Origin of the sequence: Paenibacillus sp. WLX2291 (assembly GCF_046603665.1) — a bacterium.
GTDB lineage: Bacteria > Bacillota > Bacilli > Paenibacillales > Paenibacillaceae > Saccharibacillus.
Genome location: NZ_CP176755.1, coordinates 2,333,992 through 2,348,986, shown reverse-complemented (window position 1 = coordinate 2,348,986; position 14,995 = coordinate 2,333,992). Strand labels below are relative to the sequence as shown.

Below are 14,995 nucleotides of genomic sequence, written 5' to 3'. Positions count from 1 at the left end.
TTTCCGTTTCACAATGTTACACAATCAACGTGTATACTGTAACATTGGCAACTCATATGCAATAGACCCAAACAGCTTTTCTGCTTACAGCTTGCTATCGTCGATCTGGTTCAGCCAGCCTTCGATATCGCCAATAACGGATGATACACAGCCTTCTTGAAACGGTGAGATCAGACCTGCCACTTCTACCAGCTCAGTAAACGATTTGCTACCGCCCTGACGGCACAGGTTCACATAATCTGCCCATGCAGCTGGTTGGTCCTCGTGCATTCGTTTCCAGAACTGGAATGCGCAGATTTGTGCCAGCGTGTAGTCGATATAGTAGAATGGCGCTTCATAGATATGCCCTTGCTTCTGCCAGAAGCCGCCACCTTCCAGATACGGATTATCGCTCTGATCCCAGTATGGAAGATATTTCTCCTCTAGCGATTTCCAAGCTGCTTTGCGCTCAGCTGGTGAGAAATCCGGATTGTCATACACGATATGCTGGAATTCATCCACCGCGGTACCATACGGTATAAAGATCAGCCCGCTTGCCAGATGATCAAATTTGTATTTGTCTGTATCTTCCTTGAAGAACAGCTCCATCCACGGCCATGTAAAAAATTCCATGCTCATCGAATGAATCTCTGCCGCTTCATAAGTTGGCCAGATGTATTCCGGCACTTTGAAGTTGCGGCTTTCATACACTTGAAACGCGTGTCCCATTTCATGAGTCAGCACGTCAATATCGCCGGATGTGCCGTTAAAGTTAGCGAAGATAAACGGACTTTGATAATCGTTCAAGAAGGTGCAATAGCCGCCACCCATTTTACCTTTTTTGCTGAGCAGATCCATCAGCTCGTTGTCCTGCATAAACTTGTAAAATTGATCAATCTCCGGCGACAGCTCGGAGTACATTTTGGCACCATTGTTAATAATAAAATCAGCATCACCCTTCGGAAGCGGGTTGCCTGTCGGGAAGCTGAAGTTCTGGTCAAAATAAGCCAGACGCTCCACGCCGAGACGATTACGCTGACGTTCTTTGAGACGGGATGCAGCAGGTACGATATATTCTTTAACCTGCTTGCGGAAGGCGGCTACTTGTTCTGGACCGTAATCGGTACGTCCCATGCGCGCATACGCAAGTTCCGTAAAGTTGTTATACCCCAGCTTGCGGGCGATGCCTGTACGCACTTTGACCAATTCATCGTAAATGCGATCCAGCTCGGCACTGTTTTCCGCAAGGAAACCATACGTAGCTTCACCAGCACGTTGACGCATATCGCGGTCTTTGGACTGCGCGAATGGTGCCAGCTGACTGAGCGTACGTTCTTCGCCTTCGAATGGAATTTTCGCCGAAGCAATCAGCTGCGCATACGCGGTTGCCAGCTTGTTCTCCTGCTGAAGATCACCGATGATGTCAGGATGGAACGTTTTCAATGTCAGTTCAGCCGATGCGAACAGCTGATGTCCCCATTTCTGCTCCAGCTCACTGCGGAAGGCGGAATGTACAAGCGCCTTGTAGTAGCTGTCTATGTATTCCTGAAAAACAGGGCCAATCTCATCCATGAATTCCTGCTCGGTTTTGTAAAATTCGTCTTCGGTATTAATCGAATGACGTACCGATACAAGCTGCACCTGCGTCGAAAACGCATTGCTTAGTTTGTTGATATCTGCCATTGCCTCATCCTGCTCGTCAAAGCTGGACGCTGTTGTAAAACGGTTCAGCAGCTGGTCAAATTCCGCTTTCAACTGGTCCATATCCGGACGTTTGTACGTAAATTCGCTAAACTTCATACACTTGCACCTCACTGTCATAAACTCGGAATCTACCGGCTAATTATATGTTACTAAATTTCACAATGCATGAACAGATTTTTTATCCGCTGGTCGAATAAAAATATAAAAAATAACACAATTTGTCGATGCAAAGCGATAGGTAGGCGTATTGTGCCATGATTTTATTTTACAATAATACCCATTCACCTTGCGGAAAATGGGTATATATAGCAACTTTATTTTAGAATTGATGACTACATAACCAGAGGTATCGTGTGAATTTGCCTTTATGCAAATGACAGATATGCTGAACAGTCAGCCCAGCTTCCGCTAGCGAATTTGCGATATTTTCAGTAGAAATAACAAGCTGTGTGTGCGCTAGTCTTGCTGCTGCTTGCAGCATGTGCAAACGTTCATCTTCTTCCAGAACCGAACACAGATTGTAAGGCAGATCAACAATCAGCGCATCATAGCTGCCTTTGAGCTGACGCAGATCGCCGATACTAACAATATTGGGCATCCCATAGTGCTGCAAATTCTCGCGCGCGCCCTGTACAGCTAGTGGGTTGAGATCATAACCGACAGTATCTATATTCATCGACAAAGCCTCTACCAGTACTGTCCCGATGCCACAGCATGGGTCGATAAGCGTACGTCCAGTTGGATGCGGCAAAGCAATATTGACTGCTGCCCGGGCAACACGCGTGCTGAGCGCCGTAGAATAATGGCGCGGCTTGTCATTATGCTGCAACCAGACCGATTCCGCCAAATGACATCTGCCCAGTACCCAGCGTCCACCGCTGTATGCCATACCGAATAACAATTGCGGTTGCTTCATTTGTGCTTTGCCATGTATGCACATTCCGATGCGGCGCTCCAGTTGACGCTTCTCTTCATAAGAGAATGTCTGCTGTGCATCCAGACAGAGTAATTTGAACGTACGTAGCGCTTCGTCTCCATTCGAATGGAAAGTGGGCAAATCCGTATCTTCCTGCTCATTTAGCACATTGATCTGTGCAGCAAGCTGCTCTAGTGCTTCCAGCGAATGGGCTTCCCACTGGATATCCAGCCGATAATGCACAAACGGGCTACGTTCTGGCGAGATCGCGATTGGCGTTTCCACATAACCGGGCTGCGGTTCTGTATCCAGCAATCGCTTCAGCTCCAGCGCACATAATTCTCGCTCGTCCTCGTGGCAGGCGTATGTATACAAATAGCTGGATACCTCATGACGCTGGTCTTGCGAATCGTACTGCTTTATCAAGCCTGTTCCTCTTTTCCTGTTAATATACTTGGAGCGCTTAGCTGTACACCCGCATCACATAGACATTTATTCAATTCACGGGCAAACGTCACGGCATGTGCACCATCCCCATGAATACACACCGTATCTGCTTGAATAGAAACCTGTGTACCATCCACTGCACGTACCGTACCAGTTGTGAGCATGTGGATGATCTGCTCCACCGCAACTGCCGTATCGTCAATGAGGGCATCTGGCTGCTGACGCGGCGTTAACGTGCCATCCGACTGATATGTACGATCAGCGAACACTTCACTCGCCACCTGCAATCCAGCTTCTTGCCCTGCTTGTATGAGTAGACTGCCAGACAATCCATAAAGGATCAGGTCGCTATCATAGGCAGCAACCGCTCTTGCGATATGATCTGCCAGTGGGCGCGATACCGCCGCCATATTGTATAACGCTCCATGCGGCTTCACATGATGAAGCTTGCCACCTTCCTGACTGACAAAAGCATGCAGCGCCCCTAGCTGATAAGTAACCAGATCGTATGCTTCCTGCGGTGAAATATTCATATGACGCCGCCCAAATCCGACCAGATCTGGCAATCCTGGATGCGCTCCAATCGCTACGCCGTGTCGCAAAGCCCCTTGCACCGCTCGCCGCATCACACCCGGATCACCAGCATGAAAGCCGCAGGCAATATTGGCAGACGTAATCTCTGCGAATAACTGCTCATCATTACCGATCACATAAGCACCAAAGCTCTCACCCATATCGCAATTGATATCCAGTATAATCGGCGTCTGCCGATTCGCAGTTACGTTGTCTGCATTCCTGCTCTTGGCATTGCAGTTGTCTGCATGACGGTTCTTCGTATCGCGTTTATCTACATTACTATTCTCCGTGTCACTGTTCTCAGCATGATTGTTCATGAGTATCCCCCTTATCTTCTAAGGTATATATTTACGAAGATGCTATGTCTTTGCGTTCTTTGCGCTCACGGCATTCTTCGCGCTCATCGCATTTTTAGTGTTCTTGTGTTCTTGTGTTCTTGTGTTCTTGTGTTCTTGTGTTCTTGTGTTCTTGTGTTCTTGTGTTCTTGTGTTCTTGTGTTCTTTATGTTTTGCATGGTTACATCCGATTATTCAAATCACTTCAGTATCTGACACTCAGCCCTAGTTCATTCAACTTCATAGTAATAAAACGACGCAGCACCGCCAATTCTCGTACCCATCCTACATATAATCGCTGCGCTTCCTCCATATCAATCAGTTGAAAATGAATCTGATCGCCCGGTGCCATCTGAGCAAGCCTTGGCAGATCGAGACTGATTACTTGAGCGATCTTCGCATAACCACCCAATGTCTGCCGATCTGCCATCAAAATAATCGGCTGTCCATCTGGCGGCACCTGAACCGTACCCTGACTGACGGCTTCGGAAATGTACTGCTGGGGCTGCATCGTTTGCAGCTCTGAGCCGGATAACCGATAGCCCATGCGATCCGATTGTGGTGTGATGCGATACTCTTGTTCCAGCAGCATTTGCTGCATCGGTCCGTCAAAGTCTTCCCACTGCCTGCCCGGTAATACGCGAATCACTGCCTGCTTGCCGTACTGTGGAATGAGATTGGCACTGACTCGCCAGTTCACAGCAGCAACATCATTCTGCTGCAACGATACAGCGGCTTGCCGTGACGTCTGCTGAGAGAAACCAGAGTATGATTGAGCAGCGCTAATTTTGTCGCCTGCCTGTAAAGGCCTACCATCCAGTCCACCCAGACCAGCGCGCAAATAGGTACTCGTACTGCCCATAATTTGCTCCCCCTGCCAGCCGCCTGCAATGCCGATATAGGCACGACACCCGCTCACTGACTGCTTGAACAACAATCGACTTCCTGCCGAAACAAATACCGGACGCCACATAGGTACCGGTTTGCCATGAACGCACGGCTGCATATCACTACCCGTAATCGCTATCCAGCAGTCCTGCTCTACCAAAGCGGTCATGCCTGACCACGTCATTTCCAGTGTTGCTGCATGATCTGGATTGCCAACCAACCAATTGGCAAGTCGATGTGCCAATCCGTCCATCGCACCAGAGCGACTAATACCATATTGTCCGTAGCCGATGCGTCCGATATCTTGAATTGTCGTTAGCAATCCCGGCTTTTCGATCGATAGACTCATTCCATCTCCTCCCCCAGTTTATGAATAGAATCCGGCAAATTCATACGTGTATCCTGCTCATATAATTCCACATACTGCTGCTCAGAAATAGGACGAAAAACAAGTCGATTGCCACTGCTTAATAAGGCAGGTGGTTGTCGATGCGGACGAAACAACGATAACGGCGTGCGTCCAATCAGCTGCCAGCCACCCGGTGTTTCCAGTGGATAAATGCCCGTCTGCATCCCTGCAATGCCTACCGAACCAGCAGGAATACGTACGCGCGGTGTATCACGCCGTGGTGTTGCCAATTGCTTCGATAGTCCACCCAGATACGGGAAGCCCGGCGCAAACCCTAATGTGTATACCAGATAATCTCCACCGCTATGCAGAGCAATCACCTCCTGCTCTGTTAGCCCGTTGTGCGCAGCCACATGAGCAAGATCGGGTCCATAGTCACCACCGTAACAAACCGGAATCTCCACTACAGTATGTTCTACTTTTAGATCGTCCGCGGCAACAGCGATATGGCTTAGCAATGCATCTAACCATGCACATACCCGATCATATGGAGTACCCCGCCATAATGTATCAAGCAATAGCTCATCATCCACGCTTGTACCCGGATTGTGTCTATGAATATGCTCCAGATGCGACGTATGATCCTGTATAGGTTCTGTATGTTGAGAATCTCTTACCACTATGTAATCCAGCAAAGAAGCATTGGTCCAACTGGCTACACTGACCGGATCATAATACACCGTCAGTGTCGTATATGAAGGAACACACTCCACTAGCCCCGGAAAAGGAGACTGCTCCAGCATTGCCATGCCCTGCTGCACCTTTGCCAAAATATCTTCGCGAATTACAGTTCCAAATTCAATCAAAATTGCCGCATCGCCAAGCGGATGCAATGTCCATCCCTGATTCATGTTCTTCCCTCCTGCTGACCTGTTATATACCAACCACGCATTCAAGCTCTTCCATTCATTGTACCGATTGCTGGAAATGCTGTCGAGGCAACGTCTATTGGAATATGCGATAATGGGTAACATAGATACGGACAACAAGAGCTACCAAAGGAGAGGATCACCATGATCTACCGCATAACTTATCTGTCAGATGAATACAAAGTCAAAGGCTATCTGGCGTTGCCATACGGCACATACCTACAACCGGATACTTTGCTGAACCATATACAGCAATGTTTTAAAAGGGATGATCTGTCTGTAGAGGAAATCGCCTGTCCATTACACAAGCCAGAGCAAGCTGTGCAGAACGATGTCTATCCCGCATTTGTATATTGTCGCGGCGGTATCGGTAGGGTCGGCAGTGTGCGGATGACATGGCTGGAACGGTTCGCTCAGCATGGACAGGTCGTATTTGCTCCCTGTTATCGAGGTGCCGAAGGTGGCGAAGGACGTGATCAATTCGGCGGCGACGATGTACAGGATGTACTGTCCGGGCTAGATTGGCTGGCGTCTTTGCCATTTGTGAAGGAGCAGCGAGTATCGATTATGGGCTTCTCACGTGGTTCGGTGAATGCAGCGCAAGCAGCCGTTCGCTGGCACAATAAAAAGCGCCATATGCTGGCGCTTATTTTGTGGGGTGGAGTCGCCGATCTGGCGCAAACGTATGAAGAACGGATCGATCTGAGACGGATGCTCAAGCGCGTAATTGGCGGCTCCACTGGCAAATACCCGGAACGCTACGAAGCCCGTTCGCCTTCTGCACTGGCAAAGGACTTTCCATGCCCGACACTAATTATTCATGGACAACAAGATGAGCAGGTAGAGCCTTCACACGGACAATTGATGATCCGACGTCTACAGGAGCTTGGGAAGCCTTGTGATGTGCAGTGGTATGAAGAATACGGACATCATATGCCCGAAGATGTGCACAAGCAGGCGATTGCCCGTATGTTCGAATGGATACAGCATAAGTAACCAAAATGCCTCAAAAGAAGAGTACACTGCCGATTCACTTGTATGAGCATCGCTCAATCCATCATTCACTAACCATAACTGTCTGGCGACTGTACGCGTTCTGCTCTGCTTGCTCTAGCATAAATTGCGCCAGATTAGCGCGCGAAATCTTCAATTTGCTGGATGGTAGTCGACTGATCTGCGTCTCGGCGATATAGTGTCCGTTTCGTTCGCCATTGGTTAGAATCGGCGGCTGTACTAGGGTCCAGTTTGCTCCACTACTTGTAATGATCTCGTCTTTGGCACGATGATCAGCCAGCAAATTTTTCATTACGACCGGGGTAATATATTTGTACAAGATTCCCAGCTTGCCTGCGTCTTCACGTCCACCGACAAACGATATATGCAGCAATTGAGCCGAGGAGTGATTGGATGTCGCACTGGCGATGTATCGCACTGCCTCGACCAGCTTCAGATCACGCCGAAATGGACTTTTGGCACCTAGCGCGGAAAAGACCACATCATATGAGCCTTCACGTATGACCTTATTCACCTGCTCCGCATTGGTCGCCTCACCTTGCACAATATGTAGATGGGGATGCTGCGTTTGGATGCTTTGCGGATTACGGACGAATGCCGTGACTTCATGCCCACGCTCCAATCCTTGCACCATCAGCTCCGTACCCGTCCGTCCACTCGCCCCAAAAATAACAATCTTCATCGTTCATTCACTCCGTCCTATTATAGAATATGTTGTTATCCATCTATTACCCGAACGAAACCTTGTAATCGTTATTCTCATCCACATTGTTGCGCATAGCAACGCTTGTCATGACGCATTCGTCTTGGTCAACATGCAGATCGTACTATAGAATAACAAAGGTTACATTTATAAACTTTATTACTTTTAGTAAGTTTTATATGATCAATATAAATTAGAAATGATTCACTTGTCAAATGAATACACGCAAAAAGCTGATTCTGTATAGCGAATCAGCTTTTTGGTACGTTATGACATGGTATATTGTTTGGTTTATCTATTCATCGTTACGAATCAATCTAGCAACTGTATAGGCTTGCTGAACTGTAAACGTCAAACAACAGTTGCCGGAACACGGGTGCTGCTGCCAGCTTTGGCAAACATGCTACGAGCGATCCAGACGCCAGCTGCGCCTGCCTGTGCCAGACCACGGGTTACACCTGCTCCATCACCGCCACAGTACAAACCGTCAATCTCCGTTTCCAGGTTATCATTCAGCTTCGGACGCGCAGAGTAGAATTTGGCTTCCACGCCGTAAAATAATGTGTGTTCGGAAGCAATCCCCGGCGTCACGCCTTCCAATGCATGTACCATTTCGACCAGACTTTTCATCGTGTTGTAAGGCAAGACGAGACCGAGGTCGCCCGGAACCGCTTCTTTTAATGTGGGCTCCAAAAAGCCTTCTTTGATCCGGTCAGCTGTGGAGCGTCGTCCACGCAAAATGTCTCCGAATTTCTGTACAATGACACCACCGCTAGACAGATCGTTCGCCCGTCGGCAAATCTCACGCGCATATTCATTCGGCTTGTCGAACGGCTCTGTGAATTTGTGCGAGACGAGCAGGGCAAAGTTCGTATTCCGTGAACCGAGCGCTGGGTCTTTGAATGAATGACCGTTGGCTGCCATCACACCGCTATGATTCTCGACGACAACGTGCCCGGATGGATTGCTACAGAAAGTACGCACGCGTGTACCGACAGACGTATTGAAAATGAATTTGCCCTCATACAGATGCTTGTTAATCTCCTGCATGACCACATCGGACGTCTCCACACGAACACCTACATCGACCTGATTGTTGTACATTTTCAGACGACGCTTTTTCAAAATATCAGTCAGCCATGCAGAACCGTCACGTCCTGGAGCGATCATCACATTGGCAGATTCGTAGGTTTCGCCTTTTTTGGTGACGATACCTGTGATACGATGCTTGCCATCTTCTTTGACGGTGATAATGTCTTCCACTTCGGCTTTGTAGACCATATCGATGCGTGTATTCAGATATTCATAGATGGATTTGAGAATTTCCAGATTTTGCTCGGTGCCCAGATGACGAACCTCAGCACGCAGTAGCTTCAGCCCGGACGCGTAGCCACGCTGCTCAATATCGCGAATCACATCGGTGGTTGGATCGGTAATGTTCTCGGTTGCGCCATGCTCCAGATTGATGCTGTCCACGTAACGGATCAAGTCCTCCACGCGCGACCCCGGCAAATAATCGGTCAACCAGCCGCCAAACTCGGTTGTGATATTGAATTTGCCATCACTGTATGCGCCTGCACCACCAAAACCTGCGGTAACAGAGCAGGCAGGCAGACAGCCTGCATAATCCTTTTTACCAGCTGGCGGCGGACAGAATTGGATCTTCTCCTGCATGATCGGGCAATTGCGACTGTAAATGTTATGCCCTTTGTCAATCAATAGTACCTTCCAATCCGGTGCAATCCGTGTCAATTCATAACAAGCAAAAATTCCTGCTGGTCCCGCTCCTACAACGATGCAATCGTATGTGTTCATCATAAGTCCCCCATCTGTCATCATCATTTTGGTTGTATACGGATGCTGCTGTATTCCATCATGTACCTGCTCCGGTCACACAAGCCGAGTACTTGCATGTCACCCAAAACGGCCATTTTGGGCATGACAAAACAAGGCTACCGTATCTATCACGACAAAAAATTCCCGGCTTGCGAACAGGTATGCCAAAGCATCCTATCCGTAGCCAGGAATTTGCGGTTCCTTAGTAGAGACCCCCGAACCTTATTTTCGAGGATATACGAATATTTATTGTAGTATTGTGATTAATGTACGCTTTTCAGTTATACATTTGCATAGCGATGTCATTTCAAAACAGGCTACAGTCGTATAGTACCGAAAAATATCCGAATGGTCAACCATATATTTTCATAAATGTTCGTTTTTTATTATTTTAATTCGGCAATATGGGTATGTAATTACTTTTTCATTTAATTTTCACGAACTTTACTTTCATTACAGAGTTGTATTGTGTAGATTTTATTTTTTTCTACAATCCCGAAAGTTAGACAGGTAGCTTATCCATCATGAATACGTGATTTTGACACGTTTCAGTATGATATGTAACAGAAGAATCCACCAGACTTCACTGTAACAGACGTCCGTTCATCAGCATATTGTCTACGAAAATGCAAAAATGGCGAGTACATCTTCTACAGATGTACTCGCCCCTTCTCATTCACAGTTCATTAGATTACAGTTACACCTCAATACTGCATGTACAGCTCAATATTGCTTGTATAACTTACTATTACATTTACCGCTTAATATTACACTTACAGCTCAATTCCATTCAAACGTAAATGATCCAAGAACATCTCTTTCGTTGATGGGAATTGTTCGGCATCTGCCCATTTTTCCTGCTTCCAGGCTCCGCCCTGTTTTAACGCACGCGGACAATGAACAAAACATTCCTCTACTTCCACTACGACGCCAAGTCCCATCGTTTTGCCGCTCCACTCCATCTTTTCCAGCAGTGTGGCGTCATTGGTAATCCGTGCACGCCCATTCACGCGCAGTACTTCGTCCATTCCCGGAATGAGGAAAATCATACCGATTTGCGGATTTTCCAGCATGTTGCAGAGAGAATCAGCACGACGATTGCCATGACGTTCAGGGAAGATCAGGCGCTTGTCATCCAATACTTTAACAAAACCCGGTCCATCGCCGCGCGGAGATACATCAGATCGTCCTTCTCCATCCGAAGTCGCTAGGAAAAACAACGACGATAAGGATAAATAATACGCCACATGACGATCCACAACGGAGATCGTTTTTTTCATAATATGCTCGTGAGGTTCGCCAGTATACTGCCTTAATTCTTCCAGCGAAGTAATATACTGCTCTGTCGGTTCAACCGCCGTTTTTGCAGGTTGCATAACAATTCCTCCTTTGGGATATGTATATGTATAATTGTTGTCTATATGCAGAGTATACCAAGTCATGCTTGAATTAGATTGAACATTCGCCTGTAAGGATGATGTCTGCATATAAGGACGATACTGTGTGTAAGAATATCGTCCGTCGTAATTGGTTTATTATATCGTATTTATTTCAAATTTGTTATTTGTACAAGTTTACATATGATAGTTAACTACATGTATTGATCCGGATTACAGCGGATCTTGACAAGCCAAAAAACCTGTATCCACGTCATAGTGTCGCGGGTTACAGGTTCTTTGGCTTGTCATTCTTATATTACAGATCGGTCATATGAATATACACCGTTCTATACAACTCGTTCTTATGAAACTGCTGCTTAGTCAGACGAACGCGTACGACGATACAACCCGCCCTCATACGTACCGAGCACAAGCCGATCTTCGTAAAAGTGAAACGATGCAATAGGCTTTGCCGTTTCAGGTACAGCTTGCAAATCGGTGTACATCAGATCGGCAATCTGCTGGCATTCTGCGTTGCTGCACTTGGCATACGGACCAAAGTACTTTTGCATGATCCAGAACAACTGTTGTCCTAATTCGTGAGAGGAATGGACATTCGGCAAAATGTTAACAATATGTTCAATTTCGATATTATATTCGTCAGGTAAGCACCATTCGCGTAATTTCATTGGATTCCATTCCATCATATGCAGAGCAATAATATCATAGTGACGTTGATTCACGTTGCCGCCGTTTTTCTTATTCATCTATACTCCTCCTATCCCCCGGGTTTGCCGGAGATGCTCTTTTGTCTATGTATGTGAGCACTGATTGTGGGCTTCGATGGCTTAAACATGAAGTCATTTGGATATAACGCGTAAAATCATATTTGAATCAATTGTTGTCAAAAATGCGATATAAGCCATAGATGATTGTGAGAATCATATGCTAAAAGTATTACGTTTATTACTTTAAAGTAACCAGAATCAGGACAAAGTCCCAGCCTCCTGTTGCACATTCATCCCGGTTGCAAAACAAGCAAAGTTTGGATGAATGACTGAAAACCGTATAAATCACTATTTTTAGGATGATAACTATTCTTTTGGTAATTACATTTGTATTCAAAGTATGCCTGAGTAAGCGCCACCTGTAAATGCGGTAAAAGACCCACATGAACTCGTATATACGTGCCGTTTCCTGTCGTCTGCTAGTTCAGTAACTAGAAATGATCATTTCCACTAGACAGGAATAAAGAAGCAATCCTGTCATTTGGCGATTACGAAATGACGCCTTCGGGTAAATAGGTGGGTAGAAGGCATTGGCCAATGCATCCTTGTAGCACCAACTCTCGTTTATACCGAACCACTTCTAATACCAGACAAAGGACGGATGATTATGAGCGAACACAACGATATTCAACAAGTGCAAGATTGGTTGGAACAACAGATTGGCAAGATTCTGATTATCGAGAAGCAGGAACTGGACGATACCGATGTGATTCACTTTACATTATCAGCAGTTGATCAGCGCGATCAGGATAATGAAATAGATGATTATTTGGAAAGTGCCCTTCTGCTGCGCGGCGAAGGTCGTACACAAAATTCGGACGGTGAAAGTGTGCCCGTGCCAAGCGACACGTATGAGATCATTACGCATGATCTGCGCATCGACGAAGCGACCGATCAGCGCGTTCGTCTGAATACCGAGCGGGCGACGTATACACTGTCTGTCGGATCATAAGATCTTCTTCCTGACTCCAGATTGCCGCATCTCGTTGTATTGTTATCACACTGCGGTAATCTCATCCTAGCTATAGAATTACAGAATTATTATCGAATATGCTAATGCCAGTATAAGAATAGCGCATGTAGATGAACAGAGTGTTAGCGCTATTTGAAATGAAATATGTTTTACAGCCTTCGGTTATATGATCGAAGGCTATTTTTATGTCTCCTACACATATGAAAATAGAGTACTCAAAACTAGATAATTATGTAAAATTTAGTTTGTAAATCCTATTCGTTCCTGATAATATGGTCGATGTTCGGTGAAACGCTTACAACTGCAAACCGAGGTGTATATGATGTCGATATTCAAAAAAAGCCTTCACGCCATCCTGTTAAGCAGTCTCGTTATTACGCCGCTTGTTTCTGTCGCCCCCTCCTCTGCCCACGCCGCTAATGAAAAAGCGCAAGTATGGGTAACGACTGCCGATCCGAATACCGAGCCTAAGGTCGGTCTGCGTACAGATCGTCGTTTGACCCGGCAGAGCGATCTGACATTTAGCAGTTCGACTGGCAATGCGGATTACACAGTGAACGTCAATGAAGGCACGACATACCAGCAGATGGACGGCTTCGGTGTATCGTTGACCGATGCGTCTGCCTGGCTACTCAATTACAAGCTCAGCAGTACGAAGCGTAACGAAGTGATGGGCAATCTGTTTAGCAACTCCGGAATCTCCATGAGTATGCTGCGTCAGCCGATGGGCGCAAGCGACTTTGCCTGGAGTACGTATACTTACGATGATGTAAGCGGCGATACGGCATTGAACCAGTTCAGTATCTCTCGTGATCAACCATACATCATCCCGATGGTCAAAGCCGCACTGGCGAAAAATTCGGCAATCAAAGTGATTGCTTCTCCATGGAGCGCACCAGCATGGATGAAATACACAACCAATGACAAAAACGGTACGGGTAAGTTAAAAGCGGAAAATTATCCGGTATACGCTAATTATTTTGTCAAATTTGTACAAGCATATCAGGCACAGGGGATTCCGATCTATGCTGTTACACCGCAAAATGAACCGCTGTTCGAGCCGGGACGTTATCCGGGTATGCTGATGAATGAACAGGATCAGATCGGTATGATCGGCGATTATCTCGGACCAGCGCTACTTGCCGCTGGATTGAATACGAAGATTATCGCATATGATCATAACTATGATAACTGGACATTCCCGCGTACCGTTGTGCAAGGCTTGAAGGATAATGGCAAGTCTCAATATATCGCAGGCAGTGCTTTCCATCATTATGGCGGTGATTTTACCGCAATGACCAGTATGCACAATGCACATCCAGATAAAGATATCTGGTTTACCGAAGGTGGCTTTGGCGATTGGAATGATCCGGTGAACGGTACGACACAGGGCTTTGACAATATGATCAATGAATTTATCGGCATGACCCGTAACTGGTCCAAATCAATTGTTCTGTGGAATGCTGCCCTGGATCAGAAGGACGGTCCGAGTGTGATCGGCGACAACAATACAAACAAAGGCATGGTCACTATCCAGAATTCGGACAATAGCTCTAGTAATCCAGAGGATAAAGTGACCTACATGAAGCAGTACTATCTGCTTGGTCATTTCAGCAAATTTGTCAATCCGGGCGCTTATCGGATTGATTCCAACACCTTTGGCGATCTACAAAGTGTAGCGTTTAAAAATAGTGATGGTTCCAAGGTAATCGTGCTGTACAATTCGCAAAATAATGCGCGTACGGTTAAGGTGAACTGGAATAGTCAATCTGTGAATTACTCTGTGCCTGCCAAATCGGTCGTTACGTTGAAGTGGTAATTAAACTATTGTTCTTTGTAGCGTATTCCTTTTTGCAGAGCATTAGGTGAATTGTAATTGTACACTCCTCCCAAGAATGATGCAGTAAAGAATCCTGTTGGGGATTGTTGGATCGGATCATGGTAGCCGGAGCGTTGCACCGAACAGGCAAGCAATGGACATCCTGCCATGGATTCGTATGGAGTATAATGCTAGGTAACAACAGGATCGTTGTATTTGTTGTTTTCATTCTATTCACTCTGTTCAAAAGTTAAAACGCTTTAATTTTATCATGATCACTATACTTCATTATCATTGATTACAGTGGATCGGTAAGCTGCTTTCGCAAATGGATTAAATCATAATGCATTGCATCACTTT

The 14,995-nt window shown here is 46.3% G+C and carries 12 protein-coding genes and 1 riboswitch; of the genes, 3 read left to right on the top strand and 9 right to left on the bottom strand.

What is annotated here, in order from left to right; genetic code table 11:
- Positions 1-84 precede the first annotated feature (84 nt).
- The 5 genes from ACDE64_RS10175 to pxpB form a co-directional block, all read right to left on the bottom strand.
- Positions 85-1,779 (bottom strand): M3 family oligoendopeptidase, encoded by a 1,695-nt coding sequence (locus tag ACDE64_RS10175; RefSeq protein ID WP_411349912.1) that lies wholly within the window; start codon positions 1,777-1,779, stop codon positions 85-87.
- A gap of 223 nt (positions 1,780-2,002) precedes the next feature.
- On the bottom strand, positions 2,003-3,025 hold the full coding sequence (locus ACDE64_RS10170; RefSeq protein WP_411349911.1) for a TRM11 family SAM-dependent methyltransferase: 1,023 nt from the start codon (positions 3,023-3,025) through the stop codon (positions 2,003-2,005).
- Positions 3,022-3,939, bottom strand: coding sequence for a LamB/YcsF family protein (locus ACDE64_RS10165; RefSeq protein ID WP_411349910.1), 918 nt, complete (start codon positions 3,937-3,939; stop codon positions 3,022-3,024). Before ACDE64_RS10165 ends, ACDE64_RS10170 begins: the two co-directional genes overlap by 4 nt.
- 223 nt (positions 3,940-4,162) lie before the next feature.
- Positions 4,163-5,194, bottom strand: a complete 1,032-nt coding sequence (locus ACDE64_RS10160) for a biotin-dependent carboxyltransferase family protein (protein ID WP_411349909.1) — start codon at positions 5,192-5,194, stop codon at positions 4,163-4,165.
- A complete protein-coding gene (gene pxpB / locus ACDE64_RS10155; protein WP_411349908.1) occupies positions 5,191-6,105 on the bottom strand; it encodes a 5-oxoprolinase subunit PxpB in 915 nt (304 codons plus the stop codon). The genes ACDE64_RS10160 and pxpB overlap by 4 nt, the downstream gene beginning before the upstream one ends.
- A gap of 162 nt (positions 6,106-6,267) precedes the next feature.
- Here pxpB and ACDE64_RS10150 point away from each other — a divergent pair, with 162 nt between their 5' ends.
- A complete protein-coding gene (locus tag ACDE64_RS10150; RefSeq protein ID WP_411349907.1) occupies positions 6,268-7,119 on the top strand; it encodes an alpha/beta hydrolase family protein in 852 nt (283 codons plus the stop codon).
- 61 nt (positions 7,120-7,180) lie between these two features.
- Here the strand turns inward: ACDE64_RS10150 and ACDE64_RS10145 are convergent, their stop codons facing one another.
- From ACDE64_RS10145 to ACDE64_RS10130, 4 genes are all read right to left on the bottom strand, one after another.
- Positions 7,181-7,819, bottom strand: coding sequence for an NAD(P)-dependent oxidoreductase (locus ACDE64_RS10145; protein ID WP_411349906.1), 639 nt, complete (start codon positions 7,817-7,819; stop codon positions 7,181-7,183).
- Between the two features lie 372 nt (positions 7,820-8,191).
- Complete coding sequence (locus ACDE64_RS10140; protein ID WP_411346752.1) at positions 8,192-9,655, bottom strand: NAD(P)/FAD-dependent oxidoreductase; 1,464 nt, start codon at positions 9,653-9,655, stop codon at positions 8,192-8,194.
- A gap of 182 nt (positions 9,656-9,837) precedes the next feature.
- A riboswitch (purine riboswitch) is annotated at positions 9,838-9,938 on the bottom strand.
- A 511-nt stretch (positions 9,939-10,449) separates the two neighbouring features.
- Positions 10,450-11,052 carry an MSMEG_1061 family FMN-dependent PPOX-type flavoprotein gene (locus ACDE64_RS10135; RefSeq protein WP_411349905.1) on the bottom strand — a complete coding sequence of 201 codons (603 nt, stop codon included), beginning with the start codon at positions 11,050-11,052 and terminating at the stop codon, positions 10,450-10,452.
- Between the two features lie 380 nt (positions 11,053-11,432).
- A complete protein-coding gene (locus ACDE64_RS10130; RefSeq protein WP_411349904.1) occupies positions 11,433-11,822 on the bottom strand; it encodes a hypothetical protein in 390 nt (129 codons plus the stop codon).
- Positions 11,823-12,450: 628 nt separating this feature from the next.
- Here ACDE64_RS10130 and ACDE64_RS10125 point away from each other — a divergent pair.
- Positions 12,451-12,795: a hypothetical protein gene (locus ACDE64_RS10125; protein WP_411349903.1), complete on the top strand. Its 345-nt coding sequence runs from the start codon at positions 12,451-12,453 to the stop codon at positions 12,793-12,795.
- Positions 12,796-13,102: 307 nt separating this feature from the next.
- Complete coding sequence (locus ACDE64_RS10120) at positions 13,103-14,635, top strand: glycoside hydrolase family 30 protein (RefSeq protein WP_411349902.1); 1,533 nt, start codon at positions 13,103-13,105, stop codon at positions 14,633-14,635.
- The last annotated feature ends 360 nt before the right edge of the window (positions 14,636-14,995 follow it).